We start from the raw sequence: 21,889 nt of genomic DNA, 5'->3' as shown, positions 1-21,889 counted from the left end.
AGGTAGCCACGGTGGCGCATCAGTTAAAACTTCTCAAAGATGATTTTTTTGCCAGCGACCAGCAGGCAGTCGCTGTGGCTGACCGTTATCCGCAAGATGTCTTTGCCGAACATACACATGATTTTTGTGAGCTGGTGATTGTCTGGCGCGGTAATGGTCTGCATGTACTCAACGATCGCCCTTATCGCATTACCCGTGGCGATCTCTTTTACATTCATGCTGACGATAAACACTCCTACGCTTCCGTTAACGATCTGGTTTTGCAGAATATTATTTATTGCCCGGAGCGGCTGAAGCTGAATCTTGACTGGCAGAGGGCGATTCCGGGATTTAGCGCCAGCGCAGGGCAGCCACACTGGCGCTTAGGTAGCATGGGGATGGCACAGGCGCGGCAGATTATCGGTCAGCTTGAGCATGAAAGTAGTCAGCATGTGCCGTTTGCTAACGAAATGGCAGAGTTGCTGTTCGGGCAGTTGGTGATGTTGCTGAATCGCCATCGTTACACCAGTGATTCGTTGCCGCCAACATCCAGCGAAACGTTGCTGGATAAGCTGATTACCCGGCTGGCGGCCAGCCTGAAAAGTCCCTTTGCGCTGGATGAATTTTGTGATGAGGCATCGTGCAGTGAGCGCGTTTTGCGTCAGCAATTTCGCCAGCAGACTGGAATGACCATCAATCAATATCTGCGGCAGGTCAGAGTGTGTCATGCGCAATATCTTCTCCAGCATAGCCGCCTGTTAATCAGTGATATTTCAACCGAATGTGGCTTTGAAGATAGTAACTATTTTTCGGTGGTGTTTACCCGGGAAACCGGGATGACGCCCAGCCAGTGGCGTCATCTCAATTCGCAGAAAGATTAATTCGCCATGCCCATGCCGACGATGTTGGCGGCAACAATAATCACCACACAACCGAGGCTCAACACCGTTACCGGACGGCGACCTGCATTGTTCCACTCTTTCAGCACCAGCCCGACGATACCGCCGCACAATACATAGAAGCTCATATGCAGCATCCAGCTGATGTAGTCATACTGCGCCGGAATACGCGCGTGGCCCCAGGCATAGAAAAAGAATTGCAGATACCACATCAACCCGCCCAGTGCTGAGAGTAACACGTTGTGAAAGATCAGCGGTTTTGCCAGCGAGAAGTCGGCTTTTAGCGACAAATCCTTCACTTTTGCCAGACGAATGAAGCAGAAACCGAGGTTGATGATCGCGCCGCCGCCCATGATGACAACATAGCTTGGCAGAGCGACATACAGTGGATCGACGCCCAGTGCAGCAGCGGCTTCATGCATCGGTTTTGCGGCGTTCATCGCAAAGGACATCCCGGCAGAGAAAATGCCGCACATCACCGCCAGCACCAGCCCTTTTTTCAGGTTGAACTCTTCGGCTTTAATGCCCATCTTGCGCTCTTTCAACTGCCCGGCGCGAGTCACAATCCCTACACCAATCAGCGCCACCAGAACGCCGAGCAATGTCATGCGTCCACCTTCGGTATTAATCAGAACATCGAAATTGCCGTTGATAATTGGCGTCATCAGCGTACCGACAATCAACGTAATGCCAATGGCGATGCCAATTCCCATCGACATGCCGAGATAACGCATGGTCAGGCCGTAGTTGATATTACCGATCCCCCACATAGCGCCGAACAGAAAAACAGGCAGCAGCGTAGAGAGACTAAACGAGCTGTAATACGCCCAGAAATTCGGCAGTAACAGGGCGCTGATGGCCCACGGCAGAATAATCCACGAAACAATCCCACCAACTGACCACATGGTTTCCCATGACCATTTTTTTACTTTTTTGAACGGAGCGTAAAAACAGGCTGCACTGGCCGCGCCGATCAAATGCCAAAATATCCCCATCGTAATCGCGTTACTCATCTTCTTATCCTCATCATTTTTCGTCGCGTCACATCTCCGACGAGATGAGTGTAAAAATCGTGCTGTCGATTAACCTTTCGCCTGTTGCCGCCGTTGTCGATTTACTGGCAATCACGGCATTAAGTGGGTGATTTGCTTCACATCTCGGGCATTTTCCTGCAAAACCATACCCTTACGAAAAGTACGGCATTGATAATCATTTTCAATATCATTTAATTAACTATAATGAACCAACTGCTTACGCGGCATTAACAATCGGCCGCCCGACAATACTGGAGATGAATATGAGCTATACCCTGCCATCCCTGCCGTATGCTTACGATGCCCTGGAACCGCACTTCGATAAGCAGACCATGGAAATCCACCACACCAAACACCATCAGACCTACGTCAACAACGCCAACGCGGCGCTGGAAAGCCTGCCAGAATTTGCCAACCTGCCGGTTGAAGAGCTGATCACCAAACTGGACCAGCTGCCAGCAGACAAGAAAACCGTACTGCGCAACAACGCTGGCGGTCACGCTAACCACAGCCTGTTCTGGAAAGGTCTGAAAAAAGGCACCACCTTACAGGGTGACCTGAAAGCGGCTATCGAACGTGACTTCGGCTCCGTTGATAACTTCAAAGCAGAATTTGAAAAAGCGGCAGCTTCCCGCTTTGGTTCCGGCTGGGCATGGCTGGTGCTGAAAGGCGATAAACTGGCGGTGGTTTCTACTGCTAACCAGGACTCCCCGCTGATGGGTGAAGCTATTTCTGGCGCTTCCGGCTTCCCGATTCTGGGCCTGGATGTGTGGGAACATGCTTACTACCTGAAATTCCAGAACCGCCGTCCGGACTACATCAAAGAGTTCTGGAACGTGGTGAACTGGGACGAAGCAGCGGCACGTTTCGCGGCGAAAAAATAATCATTTGCCGCCTGCTGCAATGAGGCGTTTACGCCGCATATCAGCTTAAAAAATGAACCATCGCCAACGGCGGTGGTTTTTTTGTGATCAATTTCAAAATAAAAACAATGATCCGATAAAAATAAAATAGTGTTTCAATTGATGTGGTTTTGATCACTTTTATTGATTAAATGAATGTCTATCTTCGTTTCCATCAACACTGATGCTCCATTGAGGAATTACGCATCAGCCCTTAAAAATATGCCGACAGGTGATGGAAATGCAGATAAAACGCTCGATTGAGAAAATCCCGGGGGGGATGATGCTCGTCCCGCTATTCCTTGGCGCACTGTGCCACACCTTCTCGCCGGAGGCGGGGAAATATTTTGGATCATTCACCAACGGGATGATTACCGGTACGGTGCCCATTCTGGCGGTGTGGTTTTTTTGCATGGGGGCGTCAATAAAATTAAGCGCGACGGGAACGGTACTGCGTAAATCCGGTACGCTGGTGGTAACTAAAATTGCCGTCGCGTGGGTGGTTGCGGCAATTGCCTCGCGTATTATTCCGGAACATGGTGTGGAAGTTGGATTCTTTGCCGGACTTTCAACGCTGGCGCTGGTGGCGGCGATGGATATGACCAACGGCGGACTTTACGCTTCCATCATGCAGCAGTACGGCACAAAAGAAGAAGCTGGGGCATTTGTGTTGATGTCATTGGAGTCCGGGCCGCTCATGACGATGATTATTCTGGGCACTGCCGGGATTGCCTCGTTTGAACCGCATGTTTTCGTCGGCGCAGTATTACCGTTCCTGGTGGGCTTTGCCCTTGGGAACCTTGACCCTGAATTACGAGAATTTTTCAGCAAAGCGGTGCAGACGCTGATTCCATTCTTTGCCTTCGCGCTGGGCAATACCATTGATTTGACTGTAATTGCCCAGACAGGTTTGCTGGGGATCCTGTTGGGTGTGGCAGTAATTATCGTGACCGGTATTCCGTTGATTATAGCCGATAAATTGATTGGCGGTGGCGATGGCACTGCCGGAATTGCCGCTTCCAGTTCCGCAGGGGCCGCGGTAGCGACACCTGTGCTGATTGCTGAAATGGTGCCTGCGTTTAAACCGATGGCTCCGGCAGCAACTTCGCTGGTTGCGACGGCGGTCATTGTGACTTCGATTCTGGTGCCAATTCTTACCTCTATCTGGTCACGTAAAGTCAAAGCCAGAGTGGCGAAAATCGAAATTTTAGGCACGGTGAAATAAACCTGCTTCCTTAATCCCCACAGCCGGATGAACTAACGTTCGTCCGGTTTGCTATTGAGCTCCTGCCTGGATACATACCGCGAAAACAGCACGCCTGACATAAAATAAATATGGTCTAATGGGGAAATTTCTCGTGGAGAGGGAACAGATGCGATATCCGGTTGATGTATACACAGGCAAGATTCAGGCTTATCCCGAAGGCAAACCCAGCGCAATTGCCAAAATCCAGGTTGATGGTGAGTTGATGCTGACGGAGCTGGGGCTGGAAGGTGACGAGCAGGCGGAGAAAAAGGTTCACGGCGGGCCAGACAGAGCGCTGTGTCATTATCCTCGTGAGCATTATCTCTACTGGGCGCGGGAATTTCCGGAAGAGGCGGAGTTGTTTGTTGCGCCTGCGTTTGGCGAAAATCTCTCAACCGACGGTCTGACGGAAAGTAATGTTTATATTGGCGATATTTTCCGCTGGGGAGAGGCATTAATTCAGGTCAGCCAGCCACGCTCACCTTGCTATAAACTCAATTACCATTTTGATATCAGCGACATAGCGCAGTTGATGCAAAACACGGGTAAAGTGGGGTGGTTGTATAGCGTGATTGCGCCAGGGTTGGTATCTGCTGATGCGCCGCTGGAGTTGGTTTCCCGTGTCAGCGATGTGACCGTGCAGGAGGCTGCTGCCATCGCATGGCATATGCCGTTTGATGACGATCAGTATCACCGTTTACTCTCCGCCGCCGGGTTATCGAAAAGCTGGACGCGGACGATGCAAAAGCGCCGACTGAGCGGCAAGATCGAAGATTTTTCCCGCCGGTTGTGGGGAAAATAAGTCTGCCTTAATACGAAATCTGGCATGGTTTCCGGTGAGAGCAGTGCCGTTTGCATTGTGCTGAATTTTTCCCCTCACCCTAACCCTCTCCCCAGAGGGGCGAGGGGACTGTCCGGAGCGGTGCTCAGCTCCGTTGCTGAACAGGGCTACGTTTTTCCCCCTCGCCCTTTCAGGGAGAGGGCCGGGGTGAGGGTATCAGTTCGCACAGTGCTGACCTGTTGCCTTCACCCCGAAGGGGACGGCCCTGCGCCGAGTTTAACTCCGCTTATACAGCGGCAACCAAATCACCAGCCGTAAACCGCCCAGCGGGCTGTCTTCCGCTTTAACCCAGCCACGATGCTGCTGAATGGCGGTTTCAACAATCGCCAGCCCCAAACCTGTACCGCCAGATTCACGATCGCGTGCTTCATCGGTACGATAGAACGGACGGAAAATCTGTTCGCGATCTTCCGGGCTAACGCCAGGACCATCGTCGTCCACCGTAATGGTGATACCGTCTTTATCTACCGCAAAGCCCACTTCAATCTTCGTATGGGAATAACGCAGGGCATTACGAACAATGTTTTCCAGCGCACTCTCCAGGGCGTTCGGGTTGCCGTACAGCGGCCACGGCCCAGGCGGGAAGTTAACTGTCAACGACTTGCCCATTTGCTCGGCTTCGAACGCCGCGTTATCCAGCACTTCACTCCACAACTGGTTGGCTTTGATGGTCTCGCTAACCAGCGCATTTTTCTGCTGATTACGTGACATCACCAACAGATCGTTGATCATGCTGTCCAGACGTTGCGCTTCGGTTTCAATACGCTCCAGTTCCTTGCTTTCACCGCTACGACGGCGCAGTAACGCCGTACCCAGTTGCAGACGCGTCAGCGGGGTGCGCAGTTCGTGAGAGATATCAGAAAGTAGACGCTGCTGAGAGGTCATCATGCGCTCCAGCGCGGTGACCATCTGGTTAAAACTGGCACCGGCGGCAAGGAATTCCTGTGGCCCCGCTTCCAGTTCCGGGTGCTGGCGTAAGTTTCCCTGGGCAACTTCATCAGCAGCGTTTTTCAGCTTACGCGCCGGTTTTGCCAGACTCCAGGCCAACCACAACAGCAGCGGCGTACTGACCAACATGGTGACAATCAGCAGTAATAGCGGGCGGTCAAACAGTAAGTTAATGAAATCGGATTGAGAACTGCTGGCCGGACGAATCAGATAAAGTTGGTAATTATCTTCGCCATCACGCACGGAGAACGGACCGACCAGTTCCACGCGCCCATACTTTTTCTTCTGCGGATGATCGGCGTTATCGGCCTGACCAATAAAGTTACGAATGATCTGCATTTCGCTGCGTTCAGCGCCGATCACGCGGCCTTCGGTGGTCACCAATAACAAACGCTGTCCTGGCGGTGCCCACTTATCAATCGCCCGGAACAGACGCCGCCACCACATTAAATCATTGGGCGGATCGTTCGCCAGCTCCGCTTCGACATGCTGCTCAATCATCAGACCCTGACGCTGTTCGCTATCCAGAAGCTCGGTCATCTGGCGTGAATCGAGCTTGGGTAACATCAAAACCAACATCAACACCAGCGCCAGCGTCAGCCAGAAGATGGCGAAGATGCGCGCGGTTAAGCTGCCTATCATGAAGCAGAAACCATCAGATAGCCGCGACCACGCAAGGTTTTAAACCACGGGTGACCATCTTTACGATCCGGCAGTTTACGACGCAGGTTGGAAATGTGCATATCGATAGCGCGGTCGAAAGGCGTCAGGCGTTTGCCCAGCACTTCCTGGCTTAAATGTTCACGGGAAACTACCTGACCCAGATGCTGTGCCAGCAAATAGAGCAGGGTAAACTCAGTGCCGGTTAACTCCAGCGTTTGCCCGTCGAAGCTGGCTTCCTGACGGCCTGGATTCAGCACTAAGGCATCAACTTCCAGTGTCGGTGAACCGTTGTCGTTGTTTTGCTGTTGCTCGCTCCAGTGCGAACGGCGCAGGATCGCGCGAATACGTGCCACCAGCTCACGATCATTAAACGGTTTCGGGAGATAGTCATCTGCGCCCAGCTCAAGGCCGAGAACGCGATCAAGTTCACTGCCGCGCGCTGTCAACATAATGACAGGCGTCTGGTGTGTCTGGCGAAGTGCTTTTAATGTGTCGATACCATTTTTCTTCGGCATCATTACATCAAGCAAAAGTAAATCAATGCTGTCGTCCAGAAGATCAAGCGCCTGTTCCCCATCGTGGGCAACAATCACGTTGAAGCCTTCCATCTCGAGCAGCTCCTTTAATAGGGAAGTCAGCTCTCGGTCATCATCAACTAACAGGATTTTATTCATTGTTTAAATACCTCCGAGGCAGAAATTACGTCATCAGACGTCGCTAATCCATGACTTTACGTTGTTTTACACCCCCTGACGCATGTTTGCAGCCTGAATCGTAAACTCTCTATCGTTGAATCGCGACAGAAAGATTTTGGGAGCAAATGATGCGCATAGTTACCGCTGCCGTCATGGCCTCAACGCTGGCAGTCAGTTCATTAAGCCACGCTGCTGAAGTCGGTTCAGGCGATAACTGGCATCCGGGTGAAGAACTTACGCAGCGCAGTACGCAGAGCCATATGTTCGACGGCATAAGTTTAACCGAACATCAGCGTCAGCAGATGCGAGATCTTATGCAACAGGCCCGGCACGAACAGCCTCCTGTTAATGTTAGCGAACTGGAGACAATGCATCGCCTTGTCACCGCAGAAAATTTTGATGAAAACGCTGTGCGCGCACAGGCAGAAAAAATGGCGAATGAGCAAATTGCTCGTCAGGTTGAGATGGCAAAAGTCCGCAACCAAATGTATCGCCTGTTAACGCCGGAGCAGCAAGCGGTTTTAAATGAGAAACATCAACAACGAATGGAGCAGTTGCGTGACGTGACGCAATGGCAAAAAAGTTCATCGTTGAAGCTATTGAGTAGTAGCAACTCACGTTCCCAGTAGTAAACCCTGTTTTCCTTGCCATAGACACCATCCCTGTCTTCCCCCACATGATGTGGGGGTTTTTTTTATCCTCAATTTGCCTGCTGCTTAATGCATTGCAGATGATTTGCTTCCGTTATACTAGCGTCAGTTGATAGCGGGAGTATTTATGAATCAATCTTATGGACGGCTGGTCAGTCGGGCGGCGATTGCTGCAACGGCGATGGCTTCACTGCTATTGCTGATTAAAATTTTTGCATGGTGGTATACCGGGTCGGTGAGTATTCTCGCCGCGCTGGTGGATTCGCTGGTGGATATCGGCGCGTCGTTGACGAATTTATTGGTGGTGCGATATTCCCTGCAACCTGCCGACGATAATCACTCGTTTGGTCACGGTAAAGCTGAGTCCCTCGCGGCGCTGGCGCAAAGTATGTTTATCTCCGGTTCAGCACTATTCCTGTTTTTGACGGGTATTCAACATCTGATATCTCCAACACCGATGACAGATCCAGGCGTCGGGGTTATCGTGACAATTGTGGCGCTAATTTGTACGATTATCCTTGTCTCGTTTCAGCGGTGGGTGGTGCGCCGGACGCAAAGCCAGGCGGTGCGGGCTGATATGCTACATTACCAGTCTGATGTTATGATGAACGGCGCAATTCTGCTGGCGCTGGGGTTGTCCTGGTATGGCTGGCATCGCGCCGATGCTCTGTTTGCATTGGGAATCGGCATCTATATTTTATATAGCGCGTTACGCATGGGATATGAGGCGGTACAGTCATTACTGGATCGCGCATTGCCTGATGAAGAACGGCAAGAAATTATTGATATCGTGACTTCCTGGCCGGGTGTTAGCGGCGCTCACGATCTTCGCACGCGGCAGTCAGGGCCGACCCGCTTTATTCAGATTCATTTGGAAATGGAAGACTCTCTGCCTTTGGTTCAGGCACATATGGTGGCGGATCAGGTAGAGCAGGCTATTTTACGGCGTTTTCCGGGATCGGATGTGATTATCCATCAGGACCCCTGTTCCGTCGTACCCAGGGAGGGTAAACGGTCTATGCTTTCATAATCAGTATAAAAGAGAGCCAGACCCGCATTTTGTGTATAAAATACCGCCATTTGGCCTGACCTGAATCAATTCAGCAGGAAGTGATTGTTATACTATTTGCACATTCGTTGGATCACTTCGATGTGCAAGAAGACTTCCGGCAACAGATTTCATTTTGCATTCCAAAGTTCAGAGGTAGTCATGATTAAGAAAATCGGTGTGTTGACAAGCGGCGGTGATGCGCCAGGCATGAACGCCGCAATTCGCGGGGTTGTTCGTTCTGCGCTGACAGAAGGTCTGGAAGTAATGGGCATTTATGACGGCTATCTGGGTCTGTATGAAGACCGTATGGTACAGCTAGACCGTTACAGCGTTTCTGACATGATCAACCGTGGCGGTACGTTCCTCGGTTCTGCGCGTTTCCCGGAATTCCGCGACGAGAACATCCGCGCCGTGGCTATCGAAAACCTGAAAAAACGTGGTATCGACGCGCTGGTGGTTATCGGCGGTGACGGTTCCTACATGGGTGCAATGCGTCTGACCGAAATGGGCTTCCCGTGCATCGGTCTGCCTGGCACTATCGACAACGACATCAAAGGCACTGACTACACTATCGGTTTCTTCACTGCGCTGAGCACCGTTGTAGAAGCGATCGACCGTCTGCGTGACACCTCTTCTTCTCACCAGCGTATTTCCGTGGTGGAAGTGATGGGCCGTTATTGTGGCGATCTGACCCTGGCTGCGGCCATTGCCGGTGGCTGTGAATTCGTTGTAGTTCCGGAAGTTGAATTCAGCCGTGAAGACCTGGTAAACGAAATCAAAGCGGGTATCGCGAAAGGTAAAAAACACGCGATCGTGGCGATTACCGAACATATGTGTGATGTTGACGAACTGGCGCATTTCATCGAGAAAGAAACCGGTCGTGAAACCCGCGCAACTGTGCTGGGCCACATCCAGCGCGGTGGTTCTCCGGTGCCTTACGACCGTATTCTGGCTTCCCGTATGGGCGCTTACGCTATCGATCTGCTGCTGGCAGGTTACGGCGGTCGTTGCGTAGGTATCCAGAACGAACAGCTGGTTCACCACGACATCATCGACGCTATCGAAAACATGAAGCGTCCGTTCAAAGGCGACTGGCTGGACTGCGCGAAAAAACTGTATTAATGATTTCGGAAAAAGGCAGATTCCTTTAGCCTGAAACCGATGACAGAAGCAAAAATGCCTGATGCGCTTCGCTTATCAGGCCTACATGAATTCTGCAATTTATTGAATTTGCAAACTTTTGTAGGCCGGATAAGGCGTTCGCGCCGCATCCGGCATGGACAAAGCGCACTTTGTCAGCAATATGAGGCGGATTTCTTCCGCCTTTTTAATCCCCCAACATATACCTGCAAGTTATAGCCAATCTTTTTTTATTCTTTAATGTTTGGTTAACCTTCTGGCACGCTTTGCTCATCACAACACAACATAAGAGAGTCGGGCGATGAACAAGTGGGGCGTAGGGTTAACATTTTTGCTGGCGGCAACCAGCGTTATGGCAAAGGATATTCAGCTTCTTAACGTTTCATATGATCCAACGCGCGAATTGTACGAACAGTACAACAAGGCATTCAGCGCCCACTGGAAACAGCAAACTGGCGATAACGTGGTGATTCGTCAGTCACACGGTGGTTCAGGCAAACAAGCGACGTCGGTAATCAATGGTATTGAAGCTGATGTTGTCACTCTGGCTCTGGCCTATGACGTGGACGCGATTGCGGAACGCGGGCGGATTGATAAAGAGTGGATCAAACGTCTGCCGGATAACTCCGCACCGTACACTTCCACCATTGTTTTCCTGGTGCGTAAGGGCAATCCGAAGCAGATCCATGACTGGAACGATCTGATTAAACCGGGTGTTTCGGTGATCACGCCTAATCCGAAAAGCTCTGGTGGCGCGCGCTGGAACTACCTGGCAGCCTGGGGCTACGCGCTGCATCACAACAACAACGATCAGGCAAAAGCACAGGATTTTGTTCGGGCACTGTATAAAAACGTCGAAGTTCTGGATTCTGGCGCGCGCGGCTCCACTAATACCTTTGTCGAGCGCGGGATTGGCGATGTACTGATCGCCTGGGAAAACGAAGCTCTGCTGGCAGCGAATGAGCTGGGGAAAGATAAATTCGAAATCGTTACGCCGAGTGAGTCTATCCTCGCAGAGCCAACCGTGTCGGTGGTCGATAAAGTGGTCGAGAAAAAAGGCACCAAAGAGGTGGCGGAAGCCTACCTGAAATATCTCTACTCGCCAGAAGGTCAGGAAATTGCCGCGAAAAACTACTACCGTCCGCGCGATGCTGAGGTGGCGAAAAAGTACGAAAATGCGTTTCCAAAGCTGAAGTTATTCACCATTGATGAAGAGTTCGGCGGCTGGACGAAAGCGCAAAAAGAGCATTTTGCTAACGGCGGTACGTTCGATCAGATTAGCAAACGCTGATTTCTCCAGGATAATTATCAAACCCGGTGGTTTCTCGCGACCGGGTTTTTTATTTGTCACGATTTTGCGTTACCCTTGCATCTCTTTGAGGTACAGGGAAAAAAAGATGAAAAAAGCGGGTCTTCTTTTTTTGGTGATGATAGTTATCGCCGTTGTGGCTGCCGGTATTGGTTACTGGAAATTAACCGGTGAAGAGTCGGATACATTACGTAAGATTGTCCTTGAGGAATGTTTGCCCAATCAGCAGCAAAATCAAAATCCTTCGCCATGTGCGGAAGTCAAACCCAATGCCGGATACGTGGTTTTAAAAGATCTTAATGGCCCACTGCAATATCTGTTGATGCCAACGTATCGTATTAACGGTACTGAAAGTCCTTTGTTGACCGATCCTTCAACGCCGAACTTCTTTTGGTTGGCCTGGCAGGCGCGTGATTTTATGAGCAAAAAATACGGTCAGTCGGTTCCCGATCGCGCGGTTTCTTTGGCGATCAACTCCCGCACCGGGCGTACGCAAAACCATTTTCATATTCATATCTCTTGTATTCGTCCTGATGTGCGCGAACAACTGGATAAAAATCTGGCGAACATCAGCAGCCGCTGGTTGCCACTGCCAGGTGGTTTGCGCGGGCATGAATACCTGGCGCGTCGGGTAACGGAAAGCGAACTGGTACAACGCAGCCCATTTATGATGCTTGCAGAAGAAGTGCCTGAAGCGCGGGAACATATGGGAAGCTACGGGCTGGCGATGGTGCGGCAGAGTGATAATTCGTTTGTGTTGCTGGCGACACAACGAAATCTACTGACGCTGAACCGTGCTTCAGCCGAGGAAATCCAGGATCATCAGTGTGAGATTTTGCGTTAAGGCGAGGAGTTAAGGAAAGTAAGTGCCGGATATGAAATCCGGCACCTGTCAGACTTAAGCCTGTTTAGCCGCTTCTGCAGCTTTAACGATCACTGCGAAAGCGTCAGCTTTCAGAGAAGCACCGCCAACCAGCGCGCCGTCGATGTCTGGCTGAGCAAACAGTTCTGCAGCGTTAGACGCGTTTACAGAGCCGCCGTACTGGATGATCACTTGTTCAGCGATGTTAGCGTCAACTTTAGCGATGTGGTCACGGATGAATTTGTGAACAGCCTGTGCCTGCGCCGGAGTTGCAGATTTGCCAGTACCGATTGCCCATACTGGTTCGTAAGCGATTACCGCACCTTCGAATGCTGCAGCACCCTGAGTTTTCAGTACCGCGTCGATCTGACGTGCGCAAACTTCTTCAGTTTTGCCCGCTTCGTTTTCAGCTTCGGTTTCACCGATGCACAGAACCGGAGTCAGACCCTGCTCTTTCAGCACCGCGAATTTTTTCGCGATCAGTTCGTCAGACTCTTTGTGGTAAGTACGACGTTCAGAGTGGCCGATGATGATGTACTGTGCGCCGATGTCTTTCAGCATAGCAGCAGAGGTTTCACCGGTGAATGCGCCGGACAGGTTCAGGTCCACGTTTTGCGCACCCAGCATGATGTGGCTGCCTTCAGCTTCGCGCTTCGCCATATCGATGTACATTTCCGGTGGTGCGATTGCAACCGCACAGCCAGCAACACCTGCCAGCTCTTTACGCAGGTTAGAAACCAGCTCGTGAACCATGTGGCGGCTGCCGTTCAGTTTCCAGTTACCCATCACTAAAGGATGTCGCATTTTAATTCTCCACGCTTATAAGCGAATAAAGGAAGATGGCCGCCCCGCAGGGCAGCAGGTCTGTGAAACAGTATAGAGATTCATCGGCACAAAGGCTTTGCTTTTTGTCATTTATTCAAACCTTCAAGCGATTCAGATAGCGCCAGCTTAATCGGTTCAACAGCGAAGGTCAGCCCCTTTTCGCCGTTGTCCGCGACTACATAACGCAGTGCACCTTCTGTCTCGGTGTAATAACGTTTGTTTTTCCCCGCCGTTAGTAGCGACTGCAGTTTTTTCTGGCTTTGTGTTTTGGTCATTAATGGGGTGAGTGTGCGGATCACCGCTGCCATGTATTCCTGAGCTTTCGCTTTCGCGGCTTTTTGCTCTGGCCCCTGGATGGGTAGCCAGGTCATTTGAATGCTTTTGATTTTTAAGGTACCGCGCTCCAGCGCTGTAGAAGCATACAAGTTCTCGTTAATTTTACTGGCAGCACGAGTGAGATTGGCTTTGTCGGGACTGCTGTCGATGGCACGAAATTCGTTCAGTGGCAGGCTGGGATTCTGGCTGTTAAAGTCTTCTCGAAACTGGCTGATGGAGAGATCGAAAGTAGGGGCTCCAGCCAGCAGATAAGGCGCAGTCGTTGCCGTATCTGGTGTTTGTGCATGCGCCGTTGTTGTAACGGTTAATGCAGAACATAAGAGAAAAAACAGCGTACACCCTGGCTTCATTGACAGTACCTTTTGTTATGACTGGCTCCGATTAAAACGATATCTGTCGCCCTTGTCAAAAGGGTAGAATCCTGGAAAAGACAACCATCAAGGAACTTACATGACCATACAGCAATGGTTATTCTCATTTAAAGGGCGTATTGGACGCCGTGATTTCTGGATTTGGATAGGCCTGTGGTTCGCAGGCATGCTGGTGCTTTTCTCACTGGCGGGTAAAAATTTACTCGATATTCAGACCGCGGCGTTTTGCCTTGTGTGCTTGCTTTGGCCAACAGCGGCAGTAACCGTTAAGCGCTTGCATGATCGCGGGCGTTCCGGCGCATGGGCATTTCTGATGATTGTGGCGTGGATGCTGCTGGCGGGTAACTGGGCGATTTTACCGGGTGTCTGGCAATGGGCGGTGGGGCGTTTTGTCCCGACGTTGATTCTGGTGATGATGCTTATCGATCTTGGTGCGTTTGTTGGCACACAAGGCGAAAATAAATATGGTAAAGATACCCAGGATGTGAAGTATAAAGCCGACAATAAATCAAGTAATTAACCTTTAATATATCTCTTACTGCTATTTTTTTCCGGGATTGTTATTTCCACGATGCAAATGACAATGCCCGGAAAATCCTTCTGAACTCTTCACCTTAAGCAATATCAAAAAAAATGGTAATCCATAAGATCATTACTTGTTTGTTCTTCCCTTAACGGCGCATTATTCTTAAGTCGTAATCGACAGAGAGGCGAATATACAGAGGTGCCCTATGAAAGATGTCGTAGATAAATGCAGTACTAAAGGATGTGCGATTGATATCGGTACGGTGATTGATAACGACAACTGTACCAGTAAGTTTTCGCGCTTTTTTGCCACCCGCGAAGAAGCAGAGTCCTTTATGACCAAACTGAAAGAGCTTGCCGCCGCTGCATCCTCTGCAGATGAAGGGGCCAGCGTGGCCTATAAGATTAAGGATCTGGAGGGGCAAGTTGAGCTTGATGCGGCCTTCACCTTCTCATGCCAGGCCGAGATGATTATTTTTGAGTTATCACTGCGTTCGTTAGCTTGATGGAGTTGCTTTAGAAGGAGTTAAACATGGCTTATAAACACATTGGCGTGGCAATTTCCGGGAATGAAGAAGATGCCTTACTGGTGAATAAAGCCCTGGAGCTCGCCAGACATAATGACGCTCACCTGACGTTAATTCATATTGATGATGGCTTAAGCGAGTTGTATCCGGGTATCTACTTCCCTGCAACAGAAGATATTCTTCAATTGTTGAAGAATAAGTCGGATAACAAGCTGTATAAACTGACGAAAAATATTCAATGGCCGAAGACAAAACTGCGTATTGAACGCGGAGAAATGCCGGAAACACTGCTGGAAATTATGCAAAAAGAGCAGTGCGACCTCCTTGTCTGTGGTCATCACCACTCATTTATCAACCGTTTGATGCCGGCATATCGCGGGATGATCAATAAGTTGAGTGCGGATTTGCTCATCGTGCCGTTTATCGATAAGTAACCGCTTACCAGTAATGCTCCGCTGTCATATGGCCCGGTCGGCGACGTAAATGTTTCGTCATCTGCCGGGTCTCTTTTAGCAACTGTTGTGTATCGCGCACCATCTGTGGATTGCCGCACAGCATCACATGGCTGGTTTCTTTATTCATCGGCAGGTCAATCGCGCTTTCCAGTTCACCACTTTCAATTAATGCCGGTATCCGTCCGGTGAGCGACCCCGCTGCCGTTTCCCGACTGACCACCGTCTGAATGCGCAGTTTGCCTTCGTAGCGTTTTTCCAGTTCTTGCATCAGTGGCAAATAGCTTAAGTCGGCGGCATAACGTGCGGCGTGAACCAGGACCAGATTTTTGAAGCGATCTAAATCTTTGCCCAGTTGCAGAATCGATAAATAAGGGCCAATCGCTGTACCGGTTGCCAGCATCCATAGCGTTTCGCAATCTGGTACTTCATCCAGAACAAAGAAGCCAGCTGCTTCGCTAACCACCTGCACTTCATCGCCCGGTTTCAGTGCCGCCAATCGTGGGCTTAATTTGCCATCGGGGACGGTGACCAGGTAAAACTCCAGATCGGGATTATCGGGCGAGTTAACATAGGAGTAGGCGCGCTGGACGCGTTCGCCGTCAATTTCAAGGCCAAGCTTGGTGAATTGCCCGGCGGTAAACGGAAGCACGGGGGCGTGAACGGTGAGACTAAACAGGGCGTCGGTCCAGTTCTGCACTTTAGTGACTTTGCCTGTTACCCAATCAGCCATGTTTTTCTCCTGTTTTGATTGACTTGCCTTATCTTCGTTCTCCGAACAAAAAAATTCCAGTCCTGAAGGACTGGAAGGCTCAATCGATCAAATCAATCAGAGGATGTGCACCTGCATTTCCGGGTCTTTGCGATCCAGATAGTGGATGGACTGAATGCGGCGAATAGTGCGTGACTTGCCGCGGATCAGCAGCGTTTCGGTAGTCGCGATATTGCCTTTGCGGCTAATGCCTTCCAGCAGATCGCCTTTGGTAATACCGGTGGCAGAAAAGATGACGTTATCGCTGCGTGCCATATCGCCCAGACGCAATACTTTACCGGCTTCGATGTCCATTGCTTTGCAGCGTGCCAGCTCCTGCTCGCCAATGCGACGATTCTCTTCGTTGTCGCCTTTGACGTCATGACGCGCCAGCAGACGACCGTTCATGTCACCATCTAATGCGCGGATCACCGCCGCAGAAACCACGCCTTCCGGCGCGCCACCAATACCGTACAGCACGTCAACTTCGCTGTCTGGCATACAGGTGAGAATTGAGGCCGCAACGTCGCCATCCGGAATAGCAAATACGCGTACGCCGAGTTGCTGCATTTCAGCGATAACGGCATCGTGGCGTGGTTTAGCCAGAATCGTTACCGTCAGTTCGCTCAACGGTTTGCCGAGCGCCGCCGCTACATTGCGCAGGTTATCCGCCAGCGGCAGGTTCAGATCAATGGTGCCTTTGGCTCCCGGTCCGACGATCAGCTTCTCCATATACATATCTGGCGCGTTGAGGAAACAGCCTTTATCGCCTACTGCCAGCACCGCCAGCGCGTTAGCCTGGCCCATCGCCGTCATGCGCGTGCCTTCAATCGGATCAACAGCAATATCTACCGCGTCGCCGCGACCAGTACCGACTTTTTCACCAATGTAGAGCATCGGTGCTTCGTCGATTTCACCTTCACCAATAACGATGGTGCCGTCAATGTTGACCTGGTTGAGCATAATACGCATGGCGTTTACCGCTGCGCCGTCCGCGGTGTTTTTATCGCCGCGTCCTAACCATTTGTAGCCAGCCAGCGCCGCAGATTCGGTGACGCGGGAAAATTCGATGGCAAGTTCTCGTCTCATAGCAAACTCTAAGCAGTAAGGAATGGCGCGAAGTGTAGCACAGGGGAAGGGCGGGATTATTGATGTGTGCGGGGTTGCCCCCGCACGATTCAGGACTACCGGATGCGGCATAAACGCTTCATCCGGCATTTACATTACTCGTCGTGTTCTTCCCACGCCATCGCGCGTTTGACCGCTTTTTTCCAGCCTGCGTAACGGTAATTACGCTCAGTGGTTTCGATGCCTGGACGGAACTCGCGTTCAATCACCGCTTTCTCTTGCAGCTCGTCGAGATTCTGCCAGAAGCCAACCGCCAGACCAGCAAGATAGGCCGCACCCAATGCGGTGACTTCGCGCACTTCCGGGCGCTCAACGCGCGTACCGAGAATATCGGACTGGAACTGCATCAGGAAATTGTTCGCTACTGCGCCGCCATCCACGCGCAGCGCGTGCAGACGAATACCGGAGTCGGCCTGCATTGCTTCCAGTACGTCACGCGTCTGATAAGCAATAGACTCCAGCGTCGCGCGGATAATGTGGTTAGCGTTCACTCCACGCGTTAAGCCGAAAATCGCCCCGCGCGCATACGGATCCCAGTATGGCGCACCCAGCCCGGTAAATGCCGGAACCACATATACACCATTGGTGTTTTGCACTTTGGTGGCGAAATATTCGGAATCGTACGCGTCGTTAATCAACTTCATCTCATCGCGCAGCCACTGAATGGATGCGCCCGCCATAAACACCGCACCTTCCAGCGCATAGTTCACTTCGCCAGTCGGGCCGCAGGCGATGGTGGTCAGCAGGCCGTTTTCTGATTTCACCGCTTTCTCGCCGGTGTTCATCAGCATAAAGCAGCCAGTGCCGTAGGTATTCTTCGCCATCCCTTCTTTCACGCACAACTGACCAAACAGCGCGGCCTGCTGGTCACCGGCGATCCCGGAGATTGGAATACGCGTGCCGCCTTTGCCGCCAATGTTAGTCTGACCGTACACTTCGGAAGAACGACGCACTTCTGGCAGCATCTCGCGCGGAATATCCAGCACTTCCAGCATTTTGTCGTCCCAGTCCAGGGTATGGATGTTGAACAACATGGTACGAGAGGCGTTGGTGTAATCGGTCACATGGACACGGCCCTGAGTCATTTTCCAGATAAGCCACGTATCAACCGTACCAAACAGCAATTCACCACGACGCGCACGCTCGCGAGAGCCTTCCACATGGTCGAGGATCCACTTCACTTTGGTGCCAGAGAAGTACGGGTCAATCACCAGACCGGTATTGCTGCGGATATAATCTTCTAAACCGTCACGTTTTAAATGCTCGCAGATTTCTGCGGTACGACGGCACTGCCAGACAATGGCGTTATAGATAGGCTTGCCGGTTTCTTTTTCCCAGACAATAGTGGTTTCACGCTGGTTCGTAATACCGATAGCTGCAATTTGATCGGAACTGATATCGGCTTTCGCCAGCACTTCTACCAGCGTGGAGCTTTGGGTGGCCCAGATTTCCATTGGGTCGTGTTCTACCCAGCCTGGTTTTGGGTAGATTTGCTCAAATTCGCGCTGCGACACGCTAATGATATTGGCATCGTGATCCATTACGACCGCGCGGGAGCTGGTGGTGCCCTGGTCGAGCGCAACGATATATTTTTTTTCAGTCATGTTTAATTGTCCCGTAGTCATATTACAGCGAAGCTTTTTGTTCTGAAGGAGTTGTGGTCTCCTTTTCTTCCACAACACAGATATCGCAAGGCAAATGGCGACCAATCAGTTTGCGGTAGGCAAATGCACCTACAATCGCGCCAACGATAGGGCCAAAAAGCGGCACCAGGAAGTAAGGAATATCTCTGCCGCCGGTAAAGGCGACATTGCCCCAGCCCGCCAGCCAGGCAAAGACTTTCGGACCGAAGTCACGCGCTGGGTTCATGGCAAAACCCGTCAATGGGCCCATAGATGCGCCAATGACCGCAATCAGTAGACCAATCAGCAAGGGAGCCAAAGGGCCGCGTGGTACACCGTTGCCATCGTCCGTTAACGCCAGGATCAGCCCCATCAGAATAGCGGTAATCACCATCTCAACTGCGAAAGCCTGCACAAAATTGATATGAGGATTCGGGTAAGTAGAGAAAGTGCCAGCCAGATCAACACTTTCAACGCTGCCGCGAACAATGTGATGAGTCTGTTCGAAGTCGAAAAATAAATTGTAGTAAAGCCCGTAAACTAAAGCCGCAGCGCAGAAAGCGCCGGCAACTTGTGAAACGATAAAAGGAATAACTTTGCGCTTGTCGAAACAGGCAAACAGCCACAATGCAATGGTAACAGCGGGGTTAAGATGCGCGCCGGAAACCCCTGCGGTCAGGTAGATGGCCATTGCCACCCCCAGTCCCCAAATGACACTGATTTCCCACTGACCAAAAGACGCACCAGCGACTTTTAGTGCTGCAACGCAACCCACCCCGAAAAAAATCAACAACCCGGTACCGAGGAATTCAGCAATGCACTGGCCTTTCAAGGTTGATGTTTGACTCATAATCGGATCCTGAAGAGTTAATGTTTGTTGTATGCGTGAAAGTCACGGACCTCCACGATGCTTGTAGGCATGCTGTAAACTTATCGTTAACGAGCAAAAACGAGAAATATCGAACTTAAAATGTGTGTGCTTCGTCATAAAATGAGCGTTATCGCGCCATTTATTCCATCTGATTGTACATGATGCATGTTTGTTAGATCATTCGCGCAACAAATTTATTAACATTTTCGATTGATGTGGATTATGTCACCAGGAGAAGGATGAAAAGTGTGGCAAACCGTAATCTGCAAGGCGTGCCGCTGGACAGCGATGGCGCGGCTTCATACAATCGGAGCTAACTAAAGTGCGCTCGTATTTATTAAGGCGTCACCGGTAATCGGGACGAGGATTTTTATCCATCAACGCCTTGCAATTCAGGAGAGGTATGACAATGTCATTAGAAGTGTTTGAGAAACTGGAAGCAAAAGTACAGCAGGCGATTGATACCATCACTCTGTTGCAGATGGAAATCGAAGAGCTGAAAGAAAAAAACAACTCACTGTCGCAGGAAGTTCAAAATGCCCAGCATCAGCGCGAAGAGCTGGAGCGTGAGAACAACCATCTGAAAGAACAGCAGAACGGCTGGCAGGAACGTCTGCAGGCCCTGCTGGGTCGCATGGAAGAGGTCTGATTACGCTTCATCTTCCGCGTAATTTCTTTACTGTGTAGGCCAACAGGTAACGCAGAAAAAAGGCACCTTGCGGTGCCTTTTCTATCATTCAATATCCAACGGATCTTCAGAAAGAATAATCCCGGTATTGTCGGCATAAAGATGGTCGCCGGAGAAGAAGGTGACACCGCCAAAATTGACGCGGACATCGCTTTCGCCAATGCCTTCGCCAGCGGCACCAACCGGAATTGCCGCCATCGCCTGGATGCCGATATCCAACTCTTCCAGGTCATCTACCTGACGCACCGCGCCGTAAATGACCAGACCTTCCCATTCATTTTGTACTGCCAGACGCGCCAGTTCAGCATCGACCAGTGCGCGACGAACAGAACCACCGCCATCGACGACAAGAACACGACCACGGCCATTCTGTTCGAGCAGATCGTACAGCAACCCGTTGTCCTCGAAACATTTTACCGTGATTATTTGTCCGCCAAACGACGCCCGTCCGCCAAAGTTGGAGAACAGCGGTTCCACGACGTTAACATCTTCTTGATAGATGTCACAAAGCTCGGAAGTATCGTATTTCATAGGCTTAACATTCAGTTGCTGCGAGAATTTTCAGTATATCGCGCTATGTAGGCTGTTGGCAAAATCATCAATTGTTAATTGATATTTGTCAGTTATGCTGCCCACTGGCTTAGGAATATCCCTAAAACAAACAGCAGGTTAGTCAGTAACGCTCCCTTGACAGTGCGTTCCAGCATCGGTCGCATCGCCACCGGGTCCATTTCCCGCATCACATAACGGGCTTGCTTCACCAGTAATGGTGCCGCCAGCAGGAACAGCCAGCCCCACAGGCTATGCAGCGAAAAGAGATTAAACAGCGCCAGGCACACCAGAGAGCCCATCAGCAGGCAGGCATGATAACGACGCGCGTTCACTTCACCTAAGCGCACCACCAGCGTGTTTTTGCCATTTTCGCGGTCGCTATTGATATCACGCAGGTTATTAATGTTCAGTACTGCCGTTGCCAGCAGGCCGCATGCGGTCGCCGGAAGGATCAGCGCCGGAATCAATGTATGAGCCTGTAAATACCAGCTGCCCATGACGCTCAACCAGCCAAAGAAAACCAGTACGGAAATATCACCCAGACCGATATAACCATAAGGACGATTGCCCACGGTGTAGGTGATAGCGGCAATGATCGACAACCCGCCAAGAATCAGGAAACCGACAAAATCGGCCAGTGTATGGCACGCCACTGCAACCAGTGCCAGCCCGGAGAGACAGATGAGCACGACGGTAATAATGAGCGCCCGTTTCATCTCTTGCTGGGTAATGACCCCTTTTTGCATGCCGCGTAGCGGTCCGATACGGTCAGGTTTATCGCTGCCTTTTACCGCATCGCCGTAATCATTGGCGAGGTTAGAAAGGATCTGTAATAGCCCGGCGGTAATCAGTGCCAGCAGGGCGACCAGCGGATCGAAGTGACCTTGCCACCATGCCAGCGCCGTCCCGACGATAATTGCAGCAAAGGCGAGGGGGAGGGTTTTAGGTCGTAAACTTTCCAGCCACGCCTGAGTTCGGCTAATTTGTTGTTCAGTCATAATACGCGCCAATAAAAATGGGGC

Annotated in this window: 24 protein-coding genes; 13 read left to right on the top strand and 11 right to left on the bottom strand. The window is 51.0% G+C overall.

The features are described from left to right. The first annotated feature begins 11 nt into the window (after positions 1 to 11). On the top strand, positions 12 to 860 hold the full coding sequence (rhaR, locus tag ACK8NJ_RS22760) for an HTH-type transcriptional activator RhaR (RefSeq protein ID WP_001309887.1): 849 nt from the start codon (positions 12 to 14) through the stop codon (positions 858 to 860). Here the strand turns inward: rhaR and rhaT are convergent. Beyond that, the gene (rhaT, locus tag ACK8NJ_RS22755) at positions 857 to 1,891 is read right to left on the bottom strand and encodes an L-rhamnose/proton symporter RhaT (protein ID WP_000063505.1); all 1,035 of its coding nucleotides are present in this window, start codon (positions 1,889 to 1,891) and stop codon (positions 857 to 859) included. The two genes, rhaR and rhaT, sit on opposite strands and share 4 nt — an antisense overlap. A 284-nt stretch (positions 1,892 to 2,175) precedes the next feature. On the opposite strand from rhaT, the gene sodA reads away from it, so the two are divergent. The 3 genes from sodA (at position 2,176) to yiiM (ending at position 4,862) form a co-directional block, all read left to right on the top strand. Beyond that, on the top strand, positions 2,176 to 2,796 hold the full coding sequence (gene sodA, locus ACK8NJ_RS22750; protein ID WP_001297064.1) for a superoxide dismutase [Mn]: 621 nt from the start codon (positions 2,176 to 2,178) through the stop codon (positions 2,794 to 2,796). Between the two features lie 259 nt (positions 2,797 to 3,055). Further along, positions 3,056 to 4,039, top strand: a complete 984-nt coding sequence (gene kdgT / locus ACK8NJ_RS22745) for a 2-keto-3-deoxygluconate transporter (RefSeq protein ID WP_001166045.1) — start codon at positions 3,056 to 3,058, stop codon at positions 4,037 to 4,039. Between the two features lie 148 nt (positions 4,040 to 4,187). Then, positions 4,188 to 4,862 (top strand): 6-hydroxyaminopurine reductase, encoded by a 675-nt coding sequence (yiiM, locus tag ACK8NJ_RS22740; RefSeq protein WP_001560224.1) that lies wholly within the window; start codon positions 4,188 to 4,190, stop codon positions 4,860 to 4,862. A gap of 255 nt (positions 4,863 to 5,117) precedes the next feature. On the opposite strand, the gene cpxA is transcribed toward yiiM, so the two are convergent. Together cpxA and cpxR are read right to left on the bottom strand one after the other, a co-directional pair. After that, positions 5,118 to 6,491, bottom strand: a complete 1,374-nt coding sequence (gene cpxA / locus ACK8NJ_RS22735) for an envelope stress sensor histidine kinase CpxA (RefSeq protein ID WP_000580417.1) — start codon at positions 6,489 to 6,491, stop codon at positions 5,118 to 5,120. Further along, the gene (gene cpxR / locus ACK8NJ_RS22730) at positions 6,488 to 7,186 is read right to left on the bottom strand and encodes an envelope stress response regulator transcription factor CpxR (RefSeq protein WP_001033722.1); all 699 of its coding nucleotides are present in this window, start codon (positions 7,184 to 7,186) and stop codon (positions 6,488 to 6,490) included. Before cpxR ends, cpxA begins: the two co-directional genes overlap by 4 nt. Positions 7,187 to 7,335: 149 nt before the next feature. On the opposite strand from cpxR, the gene cpxP reads away from it, so the two are divergent. From cpxP to cdh, 5 genes are all read left to right on the top strand, one after another. Further along, positions 7,336 to 7,836 (top strand): cell-envelope stress modulator CpxP, encoded by a 501-nt coding sequence (gene cpxP, locus ACK8NJ_RS22725; RefSeq protein ID WP_001223800.1) that lies wholly within the window; start codon positions 7,336 to 7,338, stop codon positions 7,834 to 7,836. A 148-nt stretch (positions 7,837 to 7,984) separates the two neighbouring features. Then, positions 7,985 to 8,887, top strand: coding sequence for a CDF family cation-efflux transporter FieF (gene fieF, locus ACK8NJ_RS22720; RefSeq protein ID WP_001076742.1), 903 nt, complete (start codon positions 7,985 to 7,987; stop codon positions 8,885 to 8,887). 180 nt (positions 8,888 to 9,067) lie between these two features. Continuing rightward, positions 9,068 to 10,030, top strand: a complete 963-nt coding sequence (gene pfkA, locus ACK8NJ_RS22715) for a 6-phosphofructokinase (RefSeq protein ID WP_000591795.1) — start codon at positions 9,068 to 9,070, stop codon at positions 10,028 to 10,030. A gap of 319 nt (positions 10,031 to 10,349) precedes the next feature. Continuing rightward, a complete protein-coding gene (sbp, locus tag ACK8NJ_RS22710) occupies positions 10,350 to 11,339 on the top strand; it encodes a sulfate/thiosulfate ABC transporter substrate-binding protein Sbp (RefSeq protein ID WP_001045689.1) in 990 nt (329 codons plus the stop codon). Between the two features lie 106 nt (positions 11,340 to 11,445). Then, on the top strand, positions 11,446 to 12,201 hold the full coding sequence (gene cdh / locus ACK8NJ_RS22705; protein WP_001469196.1) for a CDP-diacylglycerol diphosphatase: 756 nt from the start codon (positions 11,446 to 11,448) through the stop codon (positions 12,199 to 12,201). Positions 12,202 to 12,255: 54 nt separating this feature from the next. On the opposite strand, the gene tpiA is transcribed toward cdh, so the two are convergent. Together tpiA and ACK8NJ_RS22695 are read right to left on the bottom strand one after the other, a co-directional pair. Then, on the bottom strand, positions 12,256 to 13,023 hold the full coding sequence (gene tpiA / locus ACK8NJ_RS22700; protein ID WP_001216325.1) for a triose-phosphate isomerase: 768 nt from the start codon (positions 13,021 to 13,023) through the stop codon (positions 12,256 to 12,258). Between the two features lie 107 nt (positions 13,024 to 13,130). After that, positions 13,131 to 13,730 carry a YiiQ family protein gene (locus ACK8NJ_RS22695; RefSeq protein ID WP_000802226.1) on the bottom strand — a complete coding sequence of 200 codons (600 nt, stop codon included), beginning with the start codon at positions 13,728 to 13,730 and terminating at the stop codon, positions 13,131 to 13,133. A gap of 100 nt (positions 13,731 to 13,830) precedes the next feature. Between ACK8NJ_RS22695 and ACK8NJ_RS22690 the strand changes: the two genes are divergently transcribed. The 3 genes from ACK8NJ_RS22690 to uspD all read left to right on the top strand — a co-directional run bounded on the left by ACK8NJ_RS22690 (position 13,831) and on the right by uspD (position 15,237). After that, the gene (locus tag ACK8NJ_RS22690) at positions 13,831 to 14,271 is read left to right on the top strand and encodes a DUF805 domain-containing protein (RefSeq protein ID WP_000155257.1); all 441 of its coding nucleotides are present in this window, start codon (positions 13,831 to 13,833) and stop codon (positions 14,269 to 14,271) included. 211 nt (positions 14,272 to 14,482) lie between these two features. Continuing rightward, a complete protein-coding gene (locus tag ACK8NJ_RS22685; RefSeq protein ID WP_000655986.1) occupies positions 14,483 to 14,782 on the top strand; it encodes a DUF406 domain-containing protein in 300 nt (99 codons plus the stop codon). Between the two features lie 26 nt (positions 14,783 to 14,808). Beyond that, positions 14,809 to 15,237 carry a universal stress protein UspD gene (uspD, locus tag ACK8NJ_RS22680; RefSeq protein ID WP_000323555.1) on the top strand — a complete coding sequence of 143 codons (429 nt, stop codon included), beginning with the start codon at positions 14,809 to 14,811 and terminating at the stop codon, positions 15,235 to 15,237. A 4-nt stretch (positions 15,238 to 15,241) separates the two neighbouring features. Here the strand turns inward: uspD and fpr are convergent, their stop codons facing one another. From fpr to glpF, 4 genes are all read right to left on the bottom strand, one after another. Continuing rightward, on the bottom strand, positions 15,242 to 15,988 hold the full coding sequence (fpr, locus tag ACK8NJ_RS22675) for a ferredoxin--NADP(+) reductase (RefSeq protein WP_411961998.1): 747 nt from the start codon (positions 15,986 to 15,988) through the stop codon (positions 15,242 to 15,244). A gap of 96 nt (positions 15,989 to 16,084) precedes the next feature. Next, complete coding sequence (glpX, locus tag ACK8NJ_RS22670; protein ID WP_001250641.1) at positions 16,085 to 17,095, bottom strand: class II fructose-bisphosphatase; 1,011 nt, start codon at positions 17,093 to 17,095, stop codon at positions 16,085 to 16,087. 134 nt (positions 17,096 to 17,229) lie between these two features. After that, entirely contained in the window at positions 17,230 to 18,738 is a 1,509-nt protein-coding gene (gene glpK / locus ACK8NJ_RS22665; RefSeq protein ID WP_000136788.1) for a glycerol kinase GlpK, read from the bottom strand. A 22-nt stretch (positions 18,739 to 18,760) separates the two neighbouring features. After that, positions 18,761 to 19,606, bottom strand: coding sequence for a glycerol uptake facilitator protein GlpF (gene glpF, locus ACK8NJ_RS22660; protein ID WP_000084268.1), 846 nt, complete (start codon positions 19,604 to 19,606; stop codon positions 18,761 to 18,763). A 424-nt stretch (positions 19,607 to 20,030) separates the two neighbouring features. Between glpF and zapB the strand changes: the two genes are divergently transcribed. Next, the gene (zapB, locus tag ACK8NJ_RS22655) at positions 20,031 to 20,276 is read left to right on the top strand and encodes a septal ring assembly protein ZapB (RefSeq protein ID WP_001296623.1); all 246 of its coding nucleotides are present in this window, start codon (positions 20,031 to 20,033) and stop codon (positions 20,274 to 20,276) included. Between the two features lie 84 nt (positions 20,277 to 20,360). Here the strand turns inward: zapB and rraA are convergent, their stop codons facing one another. Then, entirely contained in the window at positions 20,361 to 20,846 is a 486-nt protein-coding gene (gene rraA, locus ACK8NJ_RS22650; RefSeq protein WP_000872908.1) for a ribonuclease E activity regulator RraA, read from the bottom strand. Positions 20,847 to 20,938: 92 nt separating this feature from the next. Continuing rightward, positions 20,939 to 21,865, bottom strand: coding sequence for a 1,4-dihydroxy-2-naphthoate polyprenyltransferase (gene menA / locus ACK8NJ_RS22645; protein WP_000139496.1), 927 nt, complete (start codon positions 21,863 to 21,865; stop codon positions 20,939 to 20,941). Between the last annotated feature and the right edge of the window lie 24 nt (positions 21,866 to 21,889).

The sequence above is a fragment of the Escherichia sp. F1 genome (assembly GCF_046764225.1).
Classification (GTDB): domain Bacteria; phylum Pseudomonadota; class Gammaproteobacteria; order Enterobacterales; family Enterobacteriaceae; genus Escherichia; species Escherichia coli.
Note: the sequence above shows the minus strand (reverse complement) of the source record. Positions and strands in the feature narration are given on the sequence as shown.

Bases quoted from the DNA above. Each gene is read 5' to 3' on its own strand.
- cdh (WP_001469196.1), top strand. From the start codon at position 11,446: ATGAAAAAAGCGGGTCTTCTTTTTTTGGTGATGATAGTTATCGCCGTT.
- yiiM (WP_001560224.1), top strand. From the start codon at position 4,188: ATGCGATATCCGGTTGATGTATACACAGGCAAGATTCAGGCTTATCCC.
- glpX (WP_001250641.1), bottom strand. From the start codon at position 17,095: ATGAGACGAGAACTTGCCATCGAATTTTCCCGCGTCACCGAATCTGCG.
- cpxA (WP_000580417.1), bottom strand. From the start codon at position 6,491: ATGATAGGCAGCTTAACCGCGCGCATCTTCGCCATCTTCTGGCTGACG.
- cpxR (WP_001033722.1), bottom strand. From the start codon at position 7,186: ATGAATAAAATCCTGTTAGTTGATGATGACCGAGAGCTGACTTCCCTA.
- glpF (WP_000084268.1), bottom strand. From the start codon at position 19,606: ATGAGTCAAACATCAACCTTGAAAGGCCAGTGCATTGCTGAATTCCTC.
- cpxP (WP_001223800.1), top strand. From the start codon at position 7,336: ATGCGCATAGTTACCGCTGCCGTCATGGCCTCAACGCTGGCAGTCAGT.
- uspD (WP_000323555.1), top strand. From the start codon at position 14,809: ATGGCTTATAAACACATTGGCGTGGCAATTTCCGGGAATGAAGAAGAT.
- zapB (WP_001296623.1), top strand. From the start codon at position 20,031: ATGACAATGTCATTAGAAGTGTTTGAGAAACTGGAAGCAAAAGTACAG.
- sbp (WP_001045689.1), top strand. From the start codon at position 10,350: ATGAACAAGTGGGGCGTAGGGTTAACATTTTTGCTGGCGGCAACCAGC.
- ACK8NJ_RS22690 (WP_000155257.1), top strand. From the start codon at position 13,831: ATGACCATACAGCAATGGTTATTCTCATTTAAAGGGCGTATTGGACGC.
- fpr (WP_411961998.1), bottom strand. From the start codon at position 15,988: ATGGCTGATTGGGTAACAGGCAAAGTCACTAAAGTGCAGAACTGGACC.
- fieF (WP_001076742.1), top strand. From the start codon at position 7,985: ATGAATCAATCTTATGGACGGCTGGTCAGTCGGGCGGCGATTGCTGCA.
- ACK8NJ_RS22685 (WP_000655986.1), top strand. From the start codon at position 14,483: ATGAAAGATGTCGTAGATAAATGCAGTACTAAAGGATGTGCGATTGAT.
- menA (WP_000139496.1), bottom strand. From the start codon at position 21,865: ATGACTGAACAACAAATTAGCCGAACTCAGGCGTGGCTGGAAAGTTTA.
- tpiA (WP_001216325.1), bottom strand. From the start codon at position 13,023: ATGCGACATCCTTTAGTGATGGGTAACTGGAAACTGAACGGCAGCCGC.
- sodA (WP_001297064.1), top strand. From the start codon at position 2,176: ATGAGCTATACCCTGCCATCCCTGCCGTATGCTTACGATGCCCTGGAA.
- kdgT (WP_001166045.1), top strand. From the start codon at position 3,056: ATGCAGATAAAACGCTCGATTGAGAAAATCCCGGGGGGGATGATGCTC.
- rhaT (WP_000063505.1), bottom strand. From the start codon at position 1,891: ATGAGTAACGCGATTACGATGGGGATATTTTGGCATTTGATCGGCGCG.
- glpK (WP_000136788.1), bottom strand. From the start codon at position 18,738: ATGACTGAAAAAAAATATATCGTTGCGCTCGACCAGGGCACCACCAGC.
- ACK8NJ_RS22695 (WP_000802226.1), bottom strand. From the start codon at position 13,730: ATGAAGCCAGGGTGTACGCTGTTTTTTCTCTTATGTTCTGCATTAACC.
- pfkA (WP_000591795.1), top strand. From the start codon at position 9,068: ATGATTAAGAAAATCGGTGTGTTGACAAGCGGCGGTGATGCGCCAGGC.
- rraA (WP_000872908.1), bottom strand. From the start codon at position 20,846: ATGAAATACGATACTTCCGAGCTTTGTGACATCTATCAAGAAGATGTT.